The following is a 23,629-nucleotide window of genomic DNA, read 5'->3' as shown; positions in this document are numbered from 1 at the left end:
ATCAACCAACAACTCAAACACTGGGTCAGCAAGCGAATTCCGTGTTGGGTCAACAAGCCAATTCTCAGGTTCAAGGTACGTCTTACAAAATCGGTAACGGAATGCCTGCCATGTCACCAACGCCAGGGATGGTATCACCAAGCTCCACAAGTGTACCGCCACTCGTATCCAGTGGAAGCCCAATGACACCAACGGGTGCAGTGATTACAACAACTGCTCCACAGTTTGAGCAGTCATACATTGAGAATATTTTACGTTTGAACCTTGGGAAATTCGGTACGTTCTACATGACATATGAAGGCAATAAAGAATGGAACGCTCGCATATTCCAAGGTATCATTGAAGCAGCGGGACGTGACCATATTATCATCAGTGACCCAAAGACAGGTAGACGAATCATGCTGTTGATGGTCAACTTCGACTATGCTACATTTGATGAGCCGTTGTTGTATCAATATCCGGGCGTGGTAGGCAATTACCCGCAAGCTCCAAGCAGATAATCATTGGCACTTCATCATGTTGATTGATAACTGACATGTCACATGTCTAACACATACTGATTTATTTCGCTGTCCTGAATGTGGAGGTAATCCGCAGACAGGACAGCTTTTACATAAACATATATACGAAGGTTACTATAGGTTTAAAGTCATACGTAACCTTTTGGCGATAACATGGCACTTATACATGAATAGAACAAGCAGCATGCTTATATGAAGGGAGTCCATAGCATTGAATTCATGGATTGAAGGAGCGATGAAGGGCGAAACCGAAGCTTACGCACAACTGATGTCTCAATATCGCGGGATGGCTCTTGCTGTTGCCTACAATCGTTTAGGAGATACATTTTGGGCTGAAGATGTCGTACAGGAAGCATTTACTGAAGCCTTTGGCAATCTGTCCAAGTTGGAAGCTCCTGAGGCTTTTCCCGGGTGGTTCAAGGTAATCGTGGAGAGGCAGTGTTATCGCTGGCTAAGACGCAAGCAGCATACCATGATCCCAGTTCAGGAGCTGGAGCATGTATTCCATGAAGAGGATCAGTCGCATAATCCGGAAAAACAAGCGGTGCAAAATGAAATGCATCGTACGCTGCGTGATTCCATTGCAATACTGCCATCATCGATGCGGATTGCTGTTGAACTGTTTTATTTGGAAGGATACTCGCTCAAGGAAATATCGGATTTCCTCGGGGTGAAGGTACCTGCATTAAAGAAAAGACTGTTCGATGCCCGATCCAAACTCAAGCGCTCTATGCCAGTAAGGGATCTGGTCTCTGTATTCAGTGACTTGTATGAAGGGGGAAAAGGATTGTTACACATTATGAATGGGGATCATGCTGCCAATCGTTTAAGAGAGAGTGGAATTCAGGGAGACATCCTGGTATGGAGAGAGTTGTATACGTTCGGCCCGGTAGCCAAAGAGATGGGAGATACAAAGGAGCGGCAGAATCGGGCATCCGTGTTAGAACAGCATTTGGGCATTCCACAGGCGGAATACTTGAAGATTGAGGAACTTGAACGCAAGTTACATTCGTTTCAACAATACAAGGAAATTGTCTTATGGTTCGAATACGATCTCTATGATCAGACGATGTTATCGTATCTATTGCATTATTTCAAAGGACAAGCACTCCAGAATACGAAACTGAATCTGCTCTGTATTGACTCGTATCCAGAGATTGAGCACTTTAGAGGACTTGGACAGCTTACCTCCACACAAATTGAACGTCTGTCCGGCAGTTGGCATGTGATTGAGAAAAACGAGTTACAAGCCGGTGCACAGTTCTGGGAAGCCTATACGTCGACTGATTTCCGGTATCATCTGGATTACCTGCAGGCAGATACTTCTGCGCTACCCTTTGCGAAAGCTGCCTTTAAGGCACATTTGTCCCGTCTGCCATCTGTATCGAACGGTCTGGGACTCATTGAACAGACAACACTGGAGACCATAAGAGCAGGTGTGGAGCATCCGTATCCATTATTTCGCGAGGTAGGGGACAAGCTGCATATTCTTGGGATGGGTGATCTTGAATACTGGGCACATCTGAAGCGGATGACAGAAGGACCTCATGCCCTTCTTCAGATGACCGGTGCAACCACTTTCCCTAATTTCAAGCAGCATGATGAAAAATTCCGTGACGGAGTCCTGTCGCTAACGGAGCTGGGAATTCAGGTGTTGAATGGAGAAGTCGATTGGGCGCTGCTGAAGCAGGATGAATTCTGGATCGGTGGATTGCATAACCCAAGCGGGAAACTAGCCAGATGGCGTTGGAATACCGCTTCAGAAACTGTAGTGGAGATTGAGTCGACATCGTAATTAACGGATAGAATCTGAGGAAATAACGTATTACAAAAAGAGAGTATCCAGCCATGCGGAAGCATGAGCGAGGATGCTCTCTTTGGTTTGGTTCTGGTAGATCATTGTTTGTGAAATGTTAAAAAAACAGCGTAATCGAGACTTTTGTTAAAGAAAAAAGGCGTTTGTGCCATTTCGTTGTCATAGGACACGGATTGACTGTGTAGTTTAGAATTATATAATAAAAGAAGCATATCTTTTTTATTCGACAGAACAAGGTGGAGGTGGAAGCATTGGGAAGTTGAAATTGCATATGAGCGGCAGAATGGCAAATATCCTACATTTTCGAAGGAGGTGGACCTATTTGCCGAAGAATGACGGCGAATAGGATGAAAATTTGAGTGACCCCTTACCGAGTATTTTAAATTTAGTAATCATTGGTTTACTTGTATTAATGAATGGTTTCTTTGTGTCGGCGGAATTTGCGATGGTGAAGGTTCGTGGAAGCCGGATTGAGGCTTTGGTGGAAACAGGCAACAAAAATGCCATCTATGCTTCCAATATCGTACGTAATCTGGATGCATATCTGTCAGCTTGCCAACTAGGTATAACTTTGGCTTCACTGGGACTAGGGTGGCTGGGAGAACCGGCAATTGCACATCTGTTAGAGCCCGTGTTTACCGCATTTGGACTGGGGCCAGTCTACGTTCATGGAATCTCTATTGCCATTGCATTTGTGATTATTACAATCTTGCACATTGTACTGGGAGAACTTGCTCCCAAAACGATGGCGATTCGAAAGTCTGAGACGATCACGTTGTGGTCTGCGGCTTTGCTAACGTTCTTCTACAAGTTAATGTATCCATTCATATGGGCACTGAACGGTATGGCTAACGGCTTGTTGAGACTGTTCCGAATGGCACCAGCTTCGGAGATGGACTCCGCACATAGCGAAGATGAAATACGCATTCTGATGAAAGAAAGCAATAAGAGCGGTTTAATTGATAACACTGAATTAGCACTTGTTGATAATATATTTGATTTTACGGATACAACCGCCCGTGAAATTATGATTCCGCGGACGGAAATGATCTGTCTGAATGCCAATGAGTCCATGCTGGAAAATCTGGAGATTGCCAGTGAGAGTATGCGAACAAGGTATCCGGTATATAACGGAGACAAGGATCATATTATCGGCTTTATTCACATTAAGGATCTGATGCGATCCCAACTTACGGATACCATCTCCGTGATCCGGCCCATCCTGGCTGTGCCAGATACCACGCTAATCAGTGATCTGCTCAAGCGTATGCAGCGTAGCAAGACACAGATTGCGATTCTGATTGATGAATACGGGGGAACCTCCGGGCTTGTTACACTTGAAGATATCATGGAAGAGATCGTAGGCGAGATTCAGGATGAATTCGACCATGAGCGTCCTGTCATTGAACAAGTGGATGAGATGGAATACTCTATTGATGGATTGATGCTGATTGAAGAAGTCAGCGAACGATTCGGACTGGAGATGGATCGTGCCGATTACGATACCATCGGGGGCTGGCTGTACTCCAGAGTAGATGCCATTCCACCTGAGGTTGGTCAATCGGTTGAGTATGGGGGTTATGTATTTGTCATTCAAGAGACAGAACATAAGCGGATTTCCCGAGTAAATGTGATTAAGCTGGAACTATTGGTTGAAGAAGAAGGCGCGTAGCCAGATCGAAATTGTAACAGATGAAGCTGTGTGGTGACGTAATGGTCATCGTACAGCTTCTTTGCATGTTCATGATTCTTTGGGTGCATGAATGACAATATCGGCATAACGGTTCTCCGTGACCAAGCTATTCTCGATAGAAATTCGCTTATAAGTGACGTAAACATTCTCTCCCGGAGCCAGATCATGCTGGATATTCAGCTTTTTTCGAGTGGATTGGGTTGTTGTCGGTGTCTTAATGGTGATGATGGCGTACATAGGCGTATCGACAAAAGTAACCTCGTGAGAATTGTAGTCCCCCACCTTAGTGGTGGATAACACGGGATTTTGCTTAAACTGGGTCAGGTGATCATTCACCATGCCAAGTGTTACGGGTAACACATAAAACAGAAGTACCAGAGGCAGAAGGGAGAAAGCAATCCCGAAAACACGTAAAAATTTGACATGGGAAAGGGTTCGGACACTCTGCCTGAGGAAAAGAAAAGCAAGGATGGGGGACAGTACAAGTCCCCAGATCATAAAGGGCAATACATAGCGGTCAATCCCCATGCTTATCCAGCTTTCCCGAGCTGTAGCCAAGAAATATATTAAGGTCCCTGCGGTAAGTGCACTCACCAAGATAACAAGCCAACGTTTGAACGAGCCGGAAACTTCGATATGTAGTTCATTCGGATTGGAGCTGTGACGATGCCTTCTGGATTTGGATTGAAATTTACTCAAGTTTTACACCTCATTTGCAAATCTGGTTGGTTCATATGGTTTCGTGTATCCATTACCCAATACATACGGGCTGGAATAATTTAGGTTTCAACCATGCTGGAGATGTATACAAAGATAAAAGACGCTGCCGACAGAAACATCGGAGCGTCTAATTTTTTTTTGAAACCTGTCACCCGATCCGTCCGTTTATACCCTTACACAAAATCAAGTATGGAAGCGGAGGATGGATCAAATGCGGAAAATGAAAACAAAGAGTGCAGCATCTATACTAAAAATAACCCTTGTTGCCTTGTTAATGGTGCCAACAATCCTGGCTATACCTACGTCCGAACCAGCCGTTGCAAGCCCGATGATCAACGTGTCCTCTGGTGCCCTTACAGCTCCGCCACCGCCAGAACCATCCATCCATTCGCTTGCTACCACTCGAGAACTTGGACATTTCTATCAAGCGGTCGGTGCAGTCATTCCTGGGGGTGGACTATCGGCTATCGTCAATACCAAGACCATGACATATACAGCAATGAAGACACTTTCCGTAGATTATCGACTTGAGCGCTGGACAGGAACAGCATGGGTAACTTTTAAAACGAATTCCAACAATGCAACGAATACAAACTTACTGAATGCCGCATCGGATTGGACCGTTATGCCAGGATATTATTATCGCGTTACCAGTATTCATACAGCGTATGATGGAAGTACCACGGATACAAGCAAACATGTCTCTGGCACCGTGTTATTCTGATCTTATCGACGGGTGCTGCCTGGAAACTTCTGCTCTTGAAAATCGTTGGCAATAGCAGTCATTTCTTCTTCCGAAAGGGTGCCAAACAGACTCATATTGTTGGAACCCATCATCCACTGAAAGGAGTTATAGGGTGGGCCGATATACATCAGTGCTTCCGAGCCATCCGCCAGCTTTACGGTGCTCATATCTCGAAGCATGGCCCCTTCAATTTTCTCCCCAGGCATGACATGGACATAATCAAACTGGATAATCTCATCCTCTATGCTCTTGCCTTCACTGGTATATTGAACTCTCATTTGTGTGGACTCATAATAATCGTCTGGATTCACAGGGTTTTCAGTATCGATCACGAGTTCGAATTTGACCTTGTTGAATCGCTTGGGAATGGCCTTGGATAACAGAAAGTCACCCATGAACCCTTCGCGTGCGATCTCTTCCGTAACAAGTACTGGACGAAACAGATGGCTCGATAACTCATACGAAGGTGTATTAAGAGCTTCTTCTTCTTGTACTTTAAGAATGTCGTCCAAGCTGGTTTCTGGTGGTGGAGGCGTTTTGGCTGTTGACGGATCAGCCCCCAGTTGGGTCGTACGATCCTCAATGATAATGGATTTCATGCCATTGCCCCAATCCTTGATGGATTGCACAAAAGGGGATACCGCTTGCGTACCGGACGGCAGGCTGAAAATAACGGCTCCGATGGTCACGGACGCAGCTACGACAACTGAAAGTCGTAAGGTACGTATTCTTTTTTTACGTAAACCGATTCTGTTAATTTCCCTGTTTACCTTCTGCCAGGATTTCTGCATGGATTCGGTATGGGAGGCGGAAGGGGCAGAGACGGCCTGATGGAAAGCTTCATCAAAAGCCAGGTCAAACGCAGCGTCGAAATATTCGTCTTCCAGCTCTGAATCGAATCGCTCCACGTTTTTATCGGACTTGCCTTTGCTCAATGCTTCCACCCCATTCCTTATGTAATTTCTTCTTGATACTGCCACGGGCTCTGAACAAACGTTGCTTCACAATGTCTTCGGAGGTATCCAGCAGTTCGGCCATCTCTCGGTAGGAGAGACCTTTTTTCCACCGTAACTCCACCAATACACGATATTCCGGTTTGAGCTGTCTGAGATAATATTCAATGGACTCTTCCATCATCTGCGTTTCTACCATGCTTTCCACGGAAGCTGCGGTCTGATTCATCGTCTCCATATCTATAAAAACACTATCCGTATCCAATTGGTTACGGTTATTTTTATTTTTTCTCAGATAATTAATAGCTGTGTTCCGTGTGACAACCTTGAGCCAGGCTTTCAGTTTGACCTCGTCTTCAAAGATGGGTTTGTTTTTAATGATTTTGATAAAAGCTTCCTGAATAATATCTTCTGCTGCAGCACGCTCCTTGATGATATAAACGATAAGACCATGTACCATATTATAATATTCATAATACACTTCTTCTTGAAGTGCAAAGCCTAAATTATGGAAATCTGAGGCTAGTAATAACTGGAGCCGATTGGCCATGATGTTCTCCTTTCTGGTGAACAATCCACAAACATTGGTATCATTACATTTTACAACATAATATGGAAACGATACAATGGGAGGTTGGTCCGGGAAAAACCAGATGAGGGAAGTATGTATAACATGCGGGAAAGTTGGCTGAAAATTAATAAAAGGCCGTCCCGCCAACCATGAATACATGGTTGCAAGACAGCCTTTTCGACTGTTCAGTGAAAATACATTAGTAGGAGATAACTCTCCGTGATCAGTTAAAACGCCCAGTCTCCCTTAAGGAAGATGGCTTCGCGTTCGCCGTTTGCTGTGATACCGTAAATGTCCGTCTCGGGAGAGCCCATCATGAAGTCCACATGGGTGATGCTGGTGTTCATACCACGGGCTGCAAGCTCTTCAGGAGACATCGTTTTGCCACCTTCGATATTGAATGCATAGGAACTGCCAATCGCAAGATGGCACGACGCATTCTCATCATACAATGTAGTGTAATACAGGATGCCACTCTCAGAGATCGGTGAATGGAAGGGAACCAAAGCGACTTCGCCGAGGTAATGAGATCCTTCATCCATGGAAATGAGTCTTTCCAGCGTATCCTGACCTTCTTCAGCATGAAAATCAATGATACGTCCGTTCTCAAATGTGAGTGAAAAACGATCAATGATACTGCCGCCATAGCTGAGCGGTTTGGTGCTGGACACTTTGCCATTAACGCCATGTTTGGCTGGAGCGGTGAATACTTCCTCTGTCGGGATATTCGCGACAAAAGGGGTGCCTTGCTCATTCACGCTACCTGCCTGCGCCCAGATATGACCTTCTGGAAGCTCGACAGTAAGATCCGTCCCTGGGGAGAGGAAGTGCAATGCTTGGTACTTCTTGTTATTCAGTGCAACGGCTTTGGTCTCCAGTCGTTCAATGTGCTGTTCCCAAGCCGCTACAGGGTCTTCCAGATCGGCTCTCACCGCAGCGAAAATGGCTTCCCACAACTGGCTAACCTGCTCAGATGCCGGGAGATCCGGGAATACTTTGGCTGCCCAATCGGGGGAAGGACAAGCCACACCCGTCCAGCTCATTTTATCCGCCTGTTGATACTGACGGTACTTGGCCATCGCCTGACCATATGTACGCTGATGGGTGGAAATCCGCTCCGGGTCAATACCTTTCATCAGGTCTGGGCTGGATGACAATACGGTCAGGAAGGCTGCATTATTGGCTGCCAGTTCTTCAAGCTCCGCTGCATGCCATTTCGGCGGCTCTTGGAAGGATTCCTCAGGGGCCATCTCAAACCGCAATCGATTGACGGTTTCATCTCCGTATTTTACAATCACCTGCTTGGCTCCAGCTTCATATCCCTTACGTACCAGCAAACGTACAAATTCAGCGGTATCAATCATCGCAGAGATGACAAATACTTGTCCTGGCTGCACGTTAGCACCTACTCTTACAGCCAGTTCAGCGTAACGATCCAGTTTTTGTTCAAAACTTAACATATGAGTTCCCTCCAATTGTTGAATTTTTGACCTGTTGACGCAGGAAAAGAGAGGAGTAATCTCCTCTCTCCTAAATCACATCAAACGGGATTAAAATGCCCAGTTTCCTTGCAGGAAGATCGGCTCTTCCGTACCTTCGGAGGTCACGCCGTGAATGTTCATTTCTCCGGATCCAATCATGAAGTCTACATGAGTGAGACTGGAGTTCATGCCACGTTCAATCAGCTCTTCTTTGGACATCGTTTTACCACCTTCCAGACAGAAGGCATAGGCATTACCAATCGCCAAATGGTTGGAGGCATTTTCATCAAACAAAGTATTGTAGAACAAAATATTGGTATCGGAAATTGGGGACTGATGTGGAACGAGGGCTACTTCACCCAGATAGTGTGCGCCATCATCTATCTCGATCAGGTTTTTGAGTGCATCGAGACCTTGATCGGCGGTATAGTCAACAATTCGGCCGTTCTCGAATGTTAGTGAGAAACCGTCAATCAGGTTGCCGCCGTAGCTCAGTGGTTTCGTGCTGCGCACTGTACCGTTAACACCCGTTTTCAGCGGAGCCGTGAATACTTCTTCCGTAGGCATATTGGCAATAAAGACATGTCCTTGCTCATTCACACTTCCACCGGATACCCAGATATGACCTTCTGGAAGTTCAATGGTCAAGTCTGTGCCTGGAGCTGTATAGTGAAGCTTCTTGTATTTTTTGTTGTTCAACAGATCAGCGCGGGAATCCAGGTTTTGCAAATGGGTTTTCCATTCGGCAACAGCATCCTGCTCACCGATCCGTACTGTTTTGAAAATGACATCCCACAGGCGGTCCACTTGTTGTGCTTCCGGCAGATCCGGGAACACTTTAGCTGCCCATTCCGGAGAAGGAACGGCCACGATAGACCAGCTGAATTTGTCAGCCATCTGATAAGAACGATATTTTTCGAGCGCTTTGCCGCGCACTTTTTGGCTAGTAATAATGCGTTCCTGAGCTACACCGTTCAGCAAATCCGGATTTTCAGCGATGACGTGCAGAATAGCGGCACCTTCTTCAACCAGTTCAGTCATTTCAGCTGCAAACCATTTCGGTTCAATGGAGAAGGCTTCATCAGGTGCAAGATCGTAATGAAGACGTGTAACGGTTTCATCACTCCAGTTTACTTTGACCAATTTCGCACCTTTACCGTAAGCTGCTTTGACAATCAGTCGTACAAAATGTGCTGCCGAGATTGGAGCGTTAACCACGAGCGTTTGTCCAGGATGGACATTGACACCAACTTGTACAGCCAGTTCAGCATATTGCTGCAGATTCGTTTCAAAAGTATTCATGCTATTTTTTCCTCCAATGTGATAATAATATCGTAGCTTGTTGGCTATTATAGTCCTCATTACAACTATGTAAGGACTCAGAATGGTTCCTTCATTGAATAAGGTATACGTTGCTACGTTATATATTGTACAATTAACCAATAATAATTACCAAACTAGGTTTACCAGAAATGTTGGAGACCGACTGTAGATGAAAGATTAAAGGAGAGAATGATTGTGAATATTGAAATTATAAGTACTGAAATGCGCCGTGAAGGTGAAAAAGGATACGTGGGAAATACCGTTTACCGCACAGAAGGCGAAAAGTCAGTATATGAGATTACCTTCATGAGCAAGAACGGAAAAGACTGGGACTATAGCTTGCATTTCACGGAGCAATCCGGTGATGAAGAAGAGTTACTGCGTATGGACGAGTTGCTTGAGAATGATGACGATCTGTATAATCAATTGCTCGATGCTGCTTTGGAGGCATTTCCGGCATAACTGGCCGAGATGTTCTTGTTCTATTGTGTTGTGTCGATGACTATACTAGACGGTGTATGCCCGAAACAGGGTGTATACCGTCTATTTTATTGGAAATGTTGAATAGATGATCCAGAAAAGGGAAGTCTACGAGATGAATGGAACCAGAGAGACAATCCGCCTAATGGGAGGTAACCGTGAATGGCATCTGACAATCTGATTACAGAAGGATTGACGGGACTTGAAGAAGTCGCGCCCGATATTCTCAGTCTACGTACACTATTCGTTAATGTCGTGTTCATCGGAGAGCCAGGAAGCAGGAACTGGGTCCTCGTGGACACCGGAATGGCGAGGTTCACAGATCATATTGTTCAGGTTGCAACAGAACGATTTCAAGGTCCGCCGTCTGCGATCATATTGACGCATGGTCACTTCGACCATGTAGGAACCGTTATTGAACTGGAACAATTCTGGGGTGTGCCAGTGTATGCTCATCCGCTTGAAATTCCGTATTTAACGGGATTAAAAGATTACCCGCCAGCGGACCCTTCTGTAGGTGGAGGTCTAATGTCCAGGTTGTCATTCGCTTATCCTAATGAGGCAATCAATCTGGATGATCGGATATTCAGTCTACCCAAAGATCATTCCGTTCCAGGTCTATCAGGATGGGAGTGGGTGCACACGCCAGGTCATACGCCTGGACATGTGTCGCTGTTTCGGGAAGCAGACCGTTTGTTAATTGCGGGAGATGCAATCATCACAGTGAAGCAGGAGTCGCTGTGGAGTGTGTTGCTTCAGGACAAACAGTTGCATGGCCCGCCTTCCTATTTCACAACCGATTGGCAGGCTGCTCATCAATCTGTCCAGCATATCAGGCACCTGGAGCCGAAACTTGCGATTACCGGGCACGGGCATGCCTTGAGCGGAGATATGCTGAGTGAATCCTTGAAGCGGCTTGATCTGGACTTTGAAGAGAGCACTGTGCCGGATCATGGCAAATATGTGGATTAATTGAACCATCATATGAAAGACAGCAGAGACAGCCGTAACGTATTGCAGCTGTCTTTTTCCTGTCTTTTTTGTTTTTCTATTATGAATTTGTTCTCTATCATAGATTGGTATTTTGCGCTCGGGCATGATATAGTCGAGCCGTATAATATAACCTTAGTATGCAGGAGGTACATATAACGATGACACAGCAAAATGCAGCATTTGAAGAACAATTTGGAGGGATTCCGGCCGTTTGGCTTCGTTTTAATCAGTTTGAAGCGGCAGTTATTCCTAGCGTGGGTGCCAACCTCGTTGCTTTTCGTGATACAGAAAAGGGTTTTCGTTACTTGAGAGAACCGAATCAGGACCAGATGGATGAGTTTATGGCTGCACCTGCGGTCTATGGAATTCCGATTCTTTCTCCACCGAACCGTTATGAGGATGGACGCTTCCCCTGGAACGGTAAAGTCTATCAGTTGCCTGTGAACGAACCGGCTACAGGTAACCATTTGCATGGATTTTTGCATGATGCCGAGTGGAAGGTTGAGGGATACGGTTCTGATCAGCTGGAGAGTTATGTGTTGCTTAGCCAGGACGTGAAAGAAGGACATACATTCCATCAGTACCTGCCGTTTACGTTTACGGTGACGCTTCGTTACTCTTTGAGCAGCCAAGGACTTCAGCAACAATTGATCGTCCGCAACAACGGGACTGAATATATGCCGAATTTGTTTGCATTCCACACGGCGATTGCTGTACCTTTTGCACCGGACAGTCAAGCCTCGGATTACACGGCTAAAGTTACGATTGGACAACGTCGTGAATTGAATGAGCGTTCTCTGCCAACAGGACAATTTCAACCGCTTACACCTGAGGAAGAACAATTGAAGAAAGACGGGGTTAGTCCGTTCTTTGCTGCCATGGATAATCATTACACTGCGGAACCGCAGAATGGACGTAACTATATGGAACTTACGGACAACCGTACTGGAGACAAACTGGTATACGATGTGGGTACCTCCTACAAGCACTGGATGATCTGGAACAATAACATGGGTGGCGAATTCTTCTGTCCTGAACCACAGATGAACCTGGTTAACGCTCCTAATGTTGAAGGCATACCTGCAGAAGAAATCGGATTGATCGGTTTGGAACCAGGTGAACTATTCGAACAGAGCAGCCGATTGTATCCAATTGCGTCACAAAAATAATTCACGCTCATTTTGCGCTACGCTTACAATTTTGTCGAAAAGGTGAAAACCTGCTCGCAAATCATGTATAATATGACGAGATACACAAGCTTTGTAGAGACCCAAACCATCTTTTTGGAGGAGGACAAGCAAGTGGAATACCGCATTGAGAGAGATACGTTAGGCGAAATGAAAGTACCAGCCGACAGGCTGTGGGGAGCTCAGACGCAGCGCAGCAAGGAGAACTTCCCGATTGGTAGTGAACATATGCCGATGGAAGTTATCCGTGCCCTTGCCATTTTGAAAAAAAGTGCTGCGGCCAGTAACCATAAATTAGGTAAATTATCTGCGGCTAAGTCCGATGCTATTGCTTATGCAGCAGACGAGATTATTGCAGGCCGAATTGATGACCATTTCCCACTGGTAGTATGGCAGACGGGAAGCGGAACACAATCCAATATGAACGTGAACGAAGTGATTGCCAATCTGGGGAACCAACTGCTGGAGCAAAAGGGCAAGGAAGAGCGTCTGCATCCAAATGATGACGTGAACATGTCCCAGAGCTCCAACGATACATTCCCAACGGCTCTGCATGTTGCAGGTGTTCTGGCTGTTGAGGATCAACTTTTGCCAGCAATCGCGGTATTAAAAGCCACTTTTGCAGACAAGTCGGATGCATTCAAGGATATTATCAAGATTGGACGTACCCACCTCCAGGATGCAACACCAATTACGCTTGGTCAGGAGATCAGTGGTTGGGAAGCCATGCTGGGCAAGAGTGAGCGTATGATCCGTGAAAGCGTACAGTATCTGAAGGAGCTTGCGATCGGCGGTACAGCTGTCGGAACGGGCATTAATGCACATCCGGACTTTGGGGACTTCACTGCCAAGGAGATTGGCAAACATACGGGGAAAGATTTTGTATCTGCACCAAACAAATTCCACGCACTTACAAGTCATGATGAAGTTGTGTATGCGCACGGTGCGGTTAAAGCGCTTGCAGCTGATTTGATGAAAATTGCCAATGATGTCCGCTGGTTGGCCAGTGGCCCTCGTAGTGGATTGGGCGAAATCCGTATTCCTGAGAATGAGCCAGGCAGCTCCATTATGCCGGGTAAAGTCAATCCAACTCAGAGCGAGGCCATTACTATGGTGGTTACGCAGGTCATGGGTAATGATGCAGCGATTGGTTTCGCGGCAAGTCAGGGTAATTTTGAACTGAATGTATTCAAACCGGTTATCATCTATAACTTCTTGCAATCCGTGCAACTCCTGGCGGACTCCATTATTGCGTTTAATGACAAGTGTGCCGTGGGCATTGAGCCTAATCTGGATCAGATTGAACATAATCTGAACAATTCGCTTATGCTGGTTACAGCGCTTAACCCGCATATTGGTTATGAGAATGCAGCCAAAATCGCGAAACTTGCACATAAAGAAGGCTTGTCTTTGAAACAGGCGACGTTACAAACGGGCCTGCTTACCGAAGAGCAATTTGATCAATATGTCGATCCAGCCAAAATGATCGCTCCAAAGGCCTAAAATCAGCCAAAATGAGCAATATAGATCACTGAAGAGGACGACCTGCACAAGCAGGTCGTTTTTCTTATGATTACCGATGAACTTAAAGCTTGTCAGACTATACGTATACATATAAACTACATATGCACCAGTTTTAATTTAATTATGGGATTCGTATATATTTGGAGGTTTCCGCGTTGTCAAAAACGAGAAGATTTACGATACGCTCCAAAATTTTATTGGGCTATCTTGTGGTTGTGCTTTTGTTTGGAGCTGTTCTGTTAGTGCTTACGGCCCAAATTAATGTGTTACAGAAGGAAAATGATTTTATCTCCCATCATGATCTGGAAGTACATAATCTGACCAACGCGATTGAAAAAAATGTCTTGAACATGGAGACAGGACAGCGTGGATTCATGATTACAGGTAATGAAAGTTACTTGGAGCCTTATTCCCAAGGCCTATCCCAGTGGAGTTCCAACTATGATCAGTTGAATGCTCTCATTAGCGATAATCCTTCACAGCAGCAGAGTCTGCAAAGCATCAAAGCTCATATTACACGCTGGATTGAGATCGCTGGGGAGCCGTCGGTGGACTTGAAAAAGCAAGGGGATCAAGCGAAAGTTGTTGCATTCTTTCAATCTGATCCGGGTAAAACTGAAATTGATCTGCTGCGCTCTCAACTTACAACCTTCCGTAATACAGAGATCGCTCTGACCGAGGCGAGGGTTACTGAACTTGCCAGACGCAGCTCCACACTGCTGACGATTATGTACACGCTGTGGGGTATTATTGCAGCATTATCCATTGCAGCTGCGATTGTGATATCCGGAAATATCGTCAAAACGTTGCGAGATGTTATGCAAACCATCAGTGATATCTCCAAAGGTGGAAACCTGAAGCAGCGAATTCAGGTGCGCACACATGATGAAGTGGGAGACCTGGGCCACGAAACCAACAAATTACTGGATGAAGTACAGGAACAGAATCGGGTCAAGGACCAGATTACAGGCATTGCCACACTCTTACAGAACCCGACCAATCTGGAAGGATTGTCCCGCTTGTTCCTGAACGAGCTTGCCGTGTTGTTTGAAGTTCCCTATAGCGTCTTATATTACTGGAAAGACAATCGACTGTTGCGCGTGGCTGCATATGCTGGGGATGGAGAGAAAGAACGTTCGCTCGGTAAAGTGTCGCTTGCCCCGGGTGAGGGGCTTGTAGGTCAAAGTGCTGTGGAGAAGCGAGTTTTACGCATGAATGATCTGCCCCAGAACTATATCCGAATCTCTTCGGGTCTTGGGTATACATCTGCCACATCACTTACTGTAGTCCCGATCCTGTTCGAAGGCAGAACGATTGCGGTAATCGAGCTTGCTTCAATGAAGCCGTTGCAAGAGAATGATATGAAGCTAATGCAAGAACTGACGGATATTTTTAGTGTTTCCCTACACTCTACCGTCACTCGCATGGAATTACAGCAATTATATGATGAGTCACAAGTTCTAAATGAAGAATTACAGGCACAATCGGAGAAACTTCAGGCTCAGACCGAAGAGATGTTGTCTCAGACGGAGGAACTGCAGATGCAGACCGAAGAACTTCATATGCTTAACGATCGTCTGGAAGTACAGAAGAGTGCTGCAGAGACATCAGCCAATGAACTTTCGGTTGTGGCAGATCAGTTACGAACGAGCTCGGGGTACAAATCCGAATTCTTGGCGAACATGTCCCATGAACTGCGGACACCGCTCAACAGCATGTTGATTTTATCTGAGATATTGTCTGAAAATAAAAATCAACACTTGAATAGTGAAGAGCAGAACTATGCTTCAGTCATTCACAAATCAGGAAAAGACCTGCTGAATCTGATCAATGATATTCTGGATCTATCCAAGGTGGAAGCCGGACAGATGGAAGTGGATTTCGATGATGTCTATCTGGGCAGTGTTCCTGAAGTTATGAACCAGTATTTCCTGAAAACAGCGGAACAGAAAAAAATAGATTTCCGAATTCAGCTCCAAAGTCCTTTACCGGAAACGATCGTGACGGATGAGATGAGATTGCATCAGATTCTCCGAAACCTGCTCTCAAACGCATTCAAGTTCACCAGTGAGGGTGAAGTTGCCTTAACCATCTCCAAAATGAGTCTGGCTCATCCTGAATTGAAAGATCAAGAGACCGACGTGATTGCTTTTTCCGTCAGTGATACAGGGATCGGAATTGCGGATAACAAACTCGTGCAGATCTTCGATGCTTTCAAACAGGCGGATGGAGCTACAGCACGTAAATACGGGGGAACCGGACTTGGCCTGTCTATTTCTCAATCGCTTGCGAATTTGCTGGGGGGTTCGATCTCGGCAACAAGTCGTGAGGGGCAGGGCAGCGTGTTCACGCTATTCCTGCCACTGCGAAGAGATGAACCTGAGACTATGAATGCATCGCGGTTGTTCCTGGATGAGGTGGCTACCACTACACCTGAGATCAATAAGCTTCCTTCAATCACTTCCGGACAATCGGATGTTTTATTGACACCTCTGGAAGAAGCGTTGCTCAGCGGACGCCAAGTACTTGTCGTTGATGATGATATACGTAATGTATATGCCCTGGCTAACGCCCTTGAGCAATACGGTATGAATGTCATTTCAGCGCAGAACGGGTACGAGTGTCTGGAATTGCTGGAGCGTGGAGGAGTCAAGCCTGATATCATCATGATGGATATTATGATGCCGGAACTGGATGGTTATGAGACAACTCGCCAGATCCGTGAACGACTTGGTCTGACTCAGCTTCCGATTATTGCGCTGACAGCCAAGGCCATGAAAGAGGATCGGGAGAAATGTATTGCAGCAGGTGCTTCGGACTATCTCAGCAAACCACTGAATATCAAAGATGTATTATCCCGTATGAAATTATGGATGAATCACGAAACCATGGAAATCTGATCTAAAAACCTATGCCGATTACAGGAAAGTGCGCTGTAATTAGGTCATAGGTTTTATTTTTTGCCGTGTAAGCTTTATTCGGAAAATTGATGTTATAATACTTAACAACAAATAAAAGTTAAACACATGAATATGGATTTATTTAGAAGAAAAATGCGAGAATTAGTTTCGTTAACCAGAATGACATAATATTGTGTTATATATATGGGAGGTAGTGTCCATGCAACTTACGGTTAAAGAGGCTTTACAGGTGTACCCGTTGTCAGAGGCCAAACTGGTTGCGGGTGGAGAAGGGACTTCACGGATGATGAAATCCGTTAACGTCATGGACGCTCCTGATATCGCGGATTGGATCAAATCCGGAGAAATGTTGTTCACCACCGCTTTTATTATGAAAGACAGTGAAACGGATGCATTACGTTTGATGCGACGTTTGAATGAACGCGGCTGTGCAGGACTCGGCATCAAACTTGGACGTTTCTGGCAGTCCATTCCCCAAGGTATTGTTGAGGAAGCCGATCGGCTTCGGTTGCCACTCCTTGAGCTCCCCTTTCAATTCACCTTCTCCGACCAGATGAATGCCTTGTTCAAGGCTGAACATGAACGTAGCAACCGATTGCTGCATGAGGTTGTGCAAAAGCAGAAAAAATTAATGCAGTTTGCACTGCAACAGCAGCCACATCGGAATGTATTTGCCGAACTTGCCACGGTGCTGAACTATCCGCTTGCTGTCATTGGTTCACGTGGGCATGTGCTATATGGTAGTGAAGGCATTGCAGGGGATGCTGTAACCCAAGGCTGGCCTTGGAAATCCGTCATGCACCGAGTGAAATGGAATCAGGGAAGTTGTCATCGCGTACCCATCAAGCAAAATGATGAAGAATACGGATCGTTGCTTGTGTTTACCGATTCAGCCTTATCACTTAGAGCGGAGGAAGAGCTGTTCCAACAGGCTGCGGATGTACTGGCATTTTATATGGATATGACTTATCGCGAGCATATTAATCCGACTGTGCAAGATGAGATGCGTACACTGCTTTCACAGTATCTGGATAACAAAATGACTGTTCAGGAATTGACCACTTTGAGTGAAAACAAAGGTGTACATCTATTCCAGGGAACTTATCAGTGCGTACTGATTACACTTGAGCCGACTCTGTTTGCCGAGGGAAAGTTGCTTAAACAGATTCATCGTGAGTTGCAATACAATCCGCTGATGCAATTCACGGCCTCACAGCATTTTCAGATCGAAGATGGCATTCTGTCCATCTACACCTGTCCAACAGGGCGAGATTATGGAGAGGAGCTGTCAAGTTTTCTCTTGAGCCGTTTCGGTGATGTTCTGGCAGCGCAAGAAGCAAAAGGAGCACCGGCTCCGCGTTTCTGGATCAGCAAAATGAAACATGAGCCCAAATCGCTCCGTGAAGCATACCAGGAGTGTCTGGATACTCGACAACTGGCTCGTCGATTCGGCATGAAAGACCGTGCGTTGCAATTTGAAATGCTCGAATTTGCCTATGTGTTCCAACACGTACCGGATAACATCATGGAGAACTACTGCAATAAAGTACTCGAACCACTACTTGCCAGGGATGGTGATCCCAATCAGGTGCTGATGAATACATTGGAGTCCTTTATCGAGAATGACGGACTGATCAATGAAGCTGCCAAGCAACTGTTTGTGCATCGCAACACCGTTACCTATCGGATGGAGAAAGTCGGCAGCTTGCTGCAAATGGACTTTAAGAAAACGAATGACCTTCTTAAGTTAAAGCTGGTATTCACCTTCCGCAAGTTTGTGCGGGACAAAGCAGCTGCAAGACCGCACAATGTCCAACTCTAGACCGCACATTGTGCAACATGACAATGCTACCGGGTTAGACCCCCAAGAACCGCATTCCGTTGATGGAGTGCGGTTTTTTCATGTTTAAGGGTAACTAAAGCTGCTCTTCCCGTGCACAGCAAACAAATCACAACTCTGATGTTATGTTATATTACAAAATTGCGTAAATATTGTTGTCGCGACATTGAACGGCACTTAGAATGAAGAACAATAATCCACAACAGACCGGAGGTTCTAACATGAGCGACTTAATTAAACTTGTTAACAACTGGTCTATCACACAGTTTGTGCATACGTTTGGGGGCTTATTTGAGGAATCACCATGGGTGGCTGAGCGAGCCGGGCTTTTACGACCTTTTGATTCATTTGAACAGATGATGAAAGTGATGAAAAACGTGGTTCAGGCATCGGATGACCAGGTGAAGTTGCAGTTGCTTCGAAATCACCCGGATCTTGGAGCGCGAATCAGCATGAGCAGCAACTCCGTTCAGGAGCAGGCTGGTGCAGGGCTGGATTCACTTTCACAGGAACAATTCAACGAAATTCAACAATTAAACAAAGTATATACAAGCCAATTTGGCTTTCCATTCATATTGGCCGTTAAAGGCCATACCGCAAGTTCCGTCCTCGAATCCATGCGGCAACGTCATCGCCGAGGCAGGGAAGAAGAATTCGAGACTGCAATGAAGGAAGTATTCAAAATTGCGGGCATTCGTTTGGAGCAGTGGCTTGCACAGATCGGTCATGAACATGAGTTCGTGAGCAAGCCAGCCACAGTGCAGCAGCGGACGATGTATTACGGTAAAGGGGATGTGTGGATGTACCGTTCCTACGCCAAACCGTTGACGGGTATCCAGTCCATTCCGGAATCTCCTTTTATGGGACGCAGCAATATTCTGTTTGGATTGAACATCAAGGTGGCTGTGCAGGGGGATGAATTCTTGCCTTCTTTTGCAGAAGGGGATAATTCGCTGGTGGTCGCAACCGATTCGATGAAAAATTTCATTCTCAAACATGCAGCGGATTACACAGGAGCGACGGTGGAAGGATTTCTTGCGCTGGTAAGTCGGCGTTTCCTGGAGACGTATCCGCAGATGAGCAAGGTTCAGATGACAGCGGACCAGATTCCGTTTGAAGATATACCCATTGGATTAGAAGGAAGTTATCGACCGAGTGCGCTCGTATTTCGTTATTCGCAGAATGATCGGGCGACAGCTGCTGTGGAAGCAGAACGATCAGGAGACTCGATTGAACTCAGCAACCATTTCAGTGGTGTAGCCGATCTGAGACTGATCAAGGTCAAAGGCAGTGAATTTGCCGGATTCATGCAGGATGAATATACCACTCTTCCAGAGACATGGGATCGACCGTTATTTATTTTTCTGAACATCAATTGGCGTTATGAAGATCCGAGAGATGGCATGGACGATCAGCGTGGACGGTATGTAGCGGCGGAACAGGTCAGAGATTTGGCTGCTGCGGTATTTCATGAGTGTCGATCCGCTTCCATTCAACATCTGATCTACCAGATTGGACGAAGGTTGTTAAGTCGATTCGAGCAACTGAGTGAGGTTTCATTTGAGTCCAACAACCGGACATGGGAGACAGTGCTGGAGGAAGTGAACGAGGGGGAAGGCAAAGTGTTTACCGAGCCGAGACCGCCATATGGATTCCAGGGTTTCTCGATGACAAGGGATGATCTGGGAACAGACGGCCGTGACTCCGGGAAAGCAGGTGACGTCTAATGGCGCTGTCTGATGGACGAATTACAACTCATGTGCTGGATACATCCAAAGGCGTGCCTGCTGCGGGTGTTCGGATCGAGCTGTATACCCTGAAGAGGGATGGGGAGCAGGAAAGCAAGACAAAAGTGGCTGAGTCGGTGACCAATGCGGATGGACGTTTGGATGCACCGCTGTTGGATGGTGGCAAGTTGGAGCCAGCCATATATGAGCTTCAATTCCATGTCGAGAGTTATTACGCACAGCGTTCGTTGGAGGAGCTAGGCCAGGCATTATGGACGATTGTTCCGATTCGTTTTGCCGTATCTGATGGCTTAAGCCATTACCATATTCCATTATTGATTGCTCCAGGAGGTTACAGTACATACCGGGGAAGCTGAACATGCACACATCCGGTTCTGATTCAGGGGGAGGGTCATCCACATGACAACATTTGATACCATCATCCGGGGGGCCCGGGTGGTGCTGAGAGATCGGGTAGAGCAACTGGATATTGGCATAACTGGTGAAAAAATAACGGAACTATCCACGCGGCTGACCGCTGGTGAAGCGACTTGCATCATAGAAGCTGAGGGGCTTACAGTGATGCCGGGTGTCGTGGACATTCATGTACACTTCAATGAACCCGGACTCGCCAGTTGGGAGGGATTTCGATCGGGTTCGGCAGCCCTTGCCGCAGGGGGAATCACGACCTATGTCGATATGCCGCTTAACGGTGTACCACCAACCACAAGGCCGGAAGCATGGGAGATGAAAATGAAAGCAGCGGCAGACCAATCCTATGTTGATTATGCCTTCTGGGGAGGTTTGGTTCCCGGCAATCGTGAGGAACTTGCGCCACTGGCAGGGTTGGGTGCTGCCGGATTCAAGGCATTTATGTCTGAGCCGGGAGGCGAAGGGGAAGACATCTTTGCCAGAGCCGATGACCACACGCTATTGGACGGAATGCATGAAATTGCAACATTAAAACGTGTGCTGGCACTTCATGCAGAGGACGAAGGCATGGTTGCCGAACTCGGCGCGAAAAGCATTGCGGAGGGAAAGACTGAACCGATGGATTATGTCCGGTCCCGTCCTGTTGAAGCCGAAGTCGTCGCGGTTGCGCGGGCATTGAGATACGGTGAACAGACCGGGTGTGCGCTGCATTTTGTGCACATTAGCACCCGGGAAGCACTGGATCTGATTGCAACGGCCAAACGGCGTGGGCAGGATGTCACTTCGGAGACATGCCCTCATTATCTGACGCTAATTGATCAGGATGTGGTCCGATTGGGTGCTGTAGCGAAATGCGCTCCACCGCTTCGCAGCTCTTCCGAACAGGAGCTGTTATGGGATGCACTGACGTCAGGATTAATTGATGTTATTGCTTCAGACCATTCTCCATGTCCGCCATCCATGAAACAATCCGATAACTTTTTTGAAATCTGGGGCGGTATATCCGGTGCACAAAGCACACTGCTAATCATGCTGGAGGACGGACATCTTCAGCGTAATATAAACCTCCCGTTGCTCGGAAGAGTACTCTCCCTGCAGCCTGCCAGAAGGCTTGGTCTGGAGAGTAAAGGGGAGATTGCAGTTGGCATGGATGCAGATCTCGTTCTGATTGACTGGGAGAGAAGCACAACCCTGAACACGGAGGATCTGCTCTATACGCATAAACAGAGCCCTTATGTGGGACGTACATTTAACTGTCAGATTGCAGACGTATTTTGCCGTGGGCAACGGGTATATAACTCGGAATCCGGATTATCTCCTGTGCCTCTCGGGCAACACATTGTGGCTTACTCTTCTAGTCCCATCGAAGCGGGAATGGAGGAGACGCCATGACAGAATCTGGAGTATACCGGTCATCCGGTACAAATAATGCACCTCTTCCTTTGCCGGATGTGGAACAGGTGGAGCTGCAAGCCATGCTTGACTGGCTGTCGACATATGGCGCGGATGCACAGGGCGGCGTTACAAGACTGTTGTATGACTCGGCTTGGTGTGAAGCACAAGGTGCCCTTGCAGCCAAAATGCAGGAGAAAGGGCTGTCTCCCGAATTTGACCAGTCCGGTAATCTGTATGGCACACTCAAGAGTGAGGGTAAGGAATCAGCGACTGGTGCTGAAGAATTGCCGATTGTGACCGGATCACATATTGATACGGTGGTGTATGGCGGCAAATATGATGGTGCTTACGGTGTGGTGGCTGGTGTTCTTGCTTTGGAGTATTTACAGAAGCATTTTGGAGCACCGAAGCGAACACTTCAAGTGGTATCGTTATGCGAAGAAGAGGGAAGTCGATTCCCTTTTGCGTATTGGGGTTCACGCAGTATAACAGAAATAACGGCTCTGGAAGATGTAGAGCATCTGAAGGATCAAGACGGCGTTACCTTTGCACAAGCGATCCGGGATGCGGGTTTTGGACCTGATAGTGCATATAGACCTGCCGCGAAAAATTACGGTGCCTTTATTGAGCTTCACATTGAGCAAGGTCAGGTTCTGGAACGTCTTGGACATTCGATTGGAGTTGTATCCGATATCGTAGGTCAGAAGCGGTTCAGTATTACCGTAAGCGGGGAAGCGAATCACGCAGGAACGACGCCGATGTCCTGGCGCAAAGACGCACTTGCCGGAGCAGCCGAGATGATTACTGTGGTAAGGAGTGTCGCATTGGATGCAGGAGAACCGCTTGTAGCTACGGTTGGGCGAATCACGGCCGATCCGGGTGTTGGGAATGTAGTTGCAGCACGGGCGGTGTTTTCACTCGATATCCGCCATATCCGGCAGGAGAGTATTGATCGCTGTTGGCAGGATATGCTCCAGGCATTTAGTCGTATCGCAGCCGAGCAGCAGCTTGTACTGGACTGGGAAGAGCATCTATCCGTCACACCTATTCCCATGAACGCACAGATGATCTCAGACATTCAGGATACCTGTGAGCAGGAGCAGTTGTCCTACTGGTTAATGCCAAGCGGCGCGGGACATGATTCGCAGATTTTTCAGCCGGCTTGTCCGACGGCCATGATCTTTGTGCCGAGCCAGGACGGTATTAGTCATAATCCACTTGAATATACAGCTGAAGCAGACCTGATTCACGGTTTTCAGGTTCTGGTCCGGCTACTCTATAAATACGGTTACGGGAGTTGAATGCAG

General features: G+C 46.6%; 19 protein-coding genes. 14 read left to right on the top strand and 5 right to left on the bottom strand.

Annotated features, from left to right (window positions below):
- Positions 1-41: 41 nt before the first annotated feature.
- The 3 genes from gerQ (at position 42) to NST38_RS17345 (ending at position 4,009) form a co-directional block, all read left to right on the top strand.
- Positions 42-500, top strand: a complete 459-nt coding sequence (gerQ, locus tag NST38_RS17355; RefSeq protein WP_036613981.1) for a spore coat protein GerQ — start codon at positions 42-44, stop codon at positions 498-500.
- A gap of 232 nt (positions 501-732) precedes the next feature.
- Entirely contained in the window at positions 733-2,316 is a 1,584-nt protein-coding gene (locus NST38_RS17350; RefSeq protein ID WP_083684348.1) for a sigma-70 family RNA polymerase sigma factor, read from the top strand.
- 376 nt (positions 2,317-2,692) lie between these two features.
- Entirely contained in the window at positions 2,693-4,009 is a 1,317-nt protein-coding gene (locus NST38_RS17345; protein ID WP_076250316.1) for a hemolysin family protein, read from the top strand.
- 69 nt (positions 4,010-4,078) lie between these two features.
- Here the strand turns inward: NST38_RS17345 and NST38_RS17340 are convergent, their stop codons facing one another.
- Positions 4,079-4,729, bottom strand: a complete 651-nt coding sequence (locus NST38_RS17340) for a hypothetical protein (protein ID WP_076250318.1) — start codon at positions 4,727-4,729, stop codon at positions 4,079-4,081.
- A gap of 232 nt (positions 4,730-4,961) precedes the next feature.
- Here NST38_RS17340 and NST38_RS17335 point away from each other — a divergent pair, with 232 nt between their 5' ends.
- Positions 4,962-5,474 carry a hypothetical protein gene (locus tag NST38_RS17335; RefSeq protein ID WP_076250320.1) on the top strand — a complete coding sequence of 171 codons (513 nt, stop codon included), beginning with the start codon at positions 4,962-4,964 and terminating at the stop codon, positions 5,472-5,474.
- 2 nt (positions 5,475-5,476) lie between these two features.
- Here NST38_RS17335 and NST38_RS17330 read toward each other — a convergent pair whose 3' ends face one another.
- From NST38_RS17330 to NST38_RS17315, 4 genes are all read right to left on the bottom strand, one after another.
- Positions 5,477-6,439, bottom strand: coding sequence for a hypothetical protein (locus tag NST38_RS17330; protein WP_341344026.1), 963 nt, complete (start codon positions 6,437-6,439; stop codon positions 5,477-5,479).
- The gene (locus tag NST38_RS17325) at positions 6,408-6,998 is read right to left on the bottom strand and encodes an RNA polymerase sigma factor (protein ID WP_076250324.1); all 591 of its coding nucleotides are present in this window, start codon (positions 6,996-6,998) and stop codon (positions 6,408-6,410) included. The genes NST38_RS17330 and NST38_RS17325 overlap by 32 nt, the downstream gene beginning before the upstream one ends.
- A 248-nt stretch (positions 6,999-7,246) precedes the next feature.
- Positions 7,247-8,479: an aminopeptidase gene (locus NST38_RS17320; RefSeq protein ID WP_076250327.1), complete on the bottom strand. Its 1,233-nt coding sequence runs from the start codon at positions 8,477-8,479 to the stop codon at positions 7,247-7,249.
- A gap of 90 nt (positions 8,480-8,569) precedes the next feature.
- The gene (locus NST38_RS17315) at positions 8,570-9,802 is read right to left on the bottom strand and encodes an aminopeptidase (protein ID WP_074095414.1); all 1,233 of its coding nucleotides are present in this window, start codon (positions 9,800-9,802) and stop codon (positions 8,570-8,572) included.
- A 210-nt stretch (positions 9,803-10,012) separates the two neighbouring features.
- Here NST38_RS17315 and NST38_RS17310 point away from each other — a divergent pair, with 210 nt between their 5' ends.
- The 10 genes from NST38_RS17310 to NST38_RS17265 all read left to right on the top strand — a co-directional run bounded on the left by NST38_RS17310 (position 10,013) and on the right by NST38_RS17265 (position 23,623).
- Positions 10,013-10,285: a hypothetical protein gene (locus NST38_RS17310; protein WP_036613754.1), complete on the top strand. Its 273-nt coding sequence runs from the start codon at positions 10,013-10,015 to the stop codon at positions 10,283-10,285.
- A 180-nt stretch (positions 10,286-10,465) separates the two neighbouring features.
- Positions 10,466-11,275, top strand: coding sequence for an MBL fold metallo-hydrolase (locus NST38_RS17305; RefSeq protein WP_036673769.1), 810 nt, complete (start codon positions 10,466-10,468; stop codon positions 11,273-11,275).
- Positions 11,276-11,454: 179 nt separating this feature from the next.
- Positions 11,455-12,465, top strand: coding sequence for an aldose 1-epimerase (locus tag NST38_RS17300; protein WP_076250330.1), 1,011 nt, complete (start codon positions 11,455-11,457; stop codon positions 12,463-12,465).
- 132 nt (positions 12,466-12,597) lie between these two features.
- Positions 12,598-13,986 carry a class II fumarate hydratase gene (gene fumC, locus NST38_RS17295; protein ID WP_076250332.1) on the top strand — a complete coding sequence of 463 codons (1,389 nt, stop codon included), beginning with the start codon at positions 12,598-12,600 and terminating at the stop codon, positions 13,984-13,986.
- 176 nt (positions 13,987-14,162) lie between these two features.
- Entirely contained in the window at positions 14,163-16,907 is a 2,745-nt protein-coding gene (locus NST38_RS17290) for a CHASE3 domain-containing protein (protein ID WP_076250334.1), read from the top strand.
- 220 nt (positions 16,908-17,127) lie between these two features.
- Positions 17,128-18,750, top strand: coding sequence for a PucR family transcriptional regulator (locus NST38_RS17285; protein WP_036613758.1), 1,623 nt, complete (start codon positions 17,128-17,130; stop codon positions 18,748-18,750).
- A gap of 239 nt (positions 18,751-18,989) precedes the next feature.
- Complete coding sequence (pucL, locus tag NST38_RS17280; RefSeq protein WP_076250336.1) at positions 18,990-20,495, top strand: factor-independent urate hydroxylase; 1,506 nt, start codon at positions 18,990-18,992, stop codon at positions 20,493-20,495.
- Positions 20,495-20,872, top strand: coding sequence for a hydroxyisourate hydrolase (gene uraH / locus NST38_RS17275; protein ID WP_076250339.1), 378 nt, complete (start codon positions 20,495-20,497; stop codon positions 20,870-20,872). The genes pucL and uraH overlap by 1 nt, the downstream gene beginning before the upstream one ends.
- 43 nt (positions 20,873-20,915) lie before the next feature.
- Positions 20,916-22,319, top strand: a complete 1,404-nt coding sequence (gene allB / locus NST38_RS17270; protein ID WP_076250340.1) for an allantoinase AllB — start codon at positions 20,916-20,918, stop codon at positions 22,317-22,319.
- A complete protein-coding gene (locus tag NST38_RS17265) occupies positions 22,316-23,623 on the top strand; it encodes a M20 family metallo-hydrolase (RefSeq protein ID WP_076250343.1) in 1,308 nt (435 codons plus the stop codon). The genes allB and NST38_RS17265 overlap by 4 nt, the downstream gene beginning before the upstream one ends.
- Positions 23,624-23,629: the final 6 nt, after the last annotated feature.

It is taken from the genome of Paenibacillus sp. FSL H8-0104, from assembly GCF_038050215.1.
Classification (GTDB): domain Bacteria; phylum Bacillota; class Bacilli; order Paenibacillales; family Paenibacillaceae; genus Paenibacillus; species Paenibacillus amylolyticus.
This window is presented reverse-complemented; position numbering and strand designations above follow the sequence as displayed.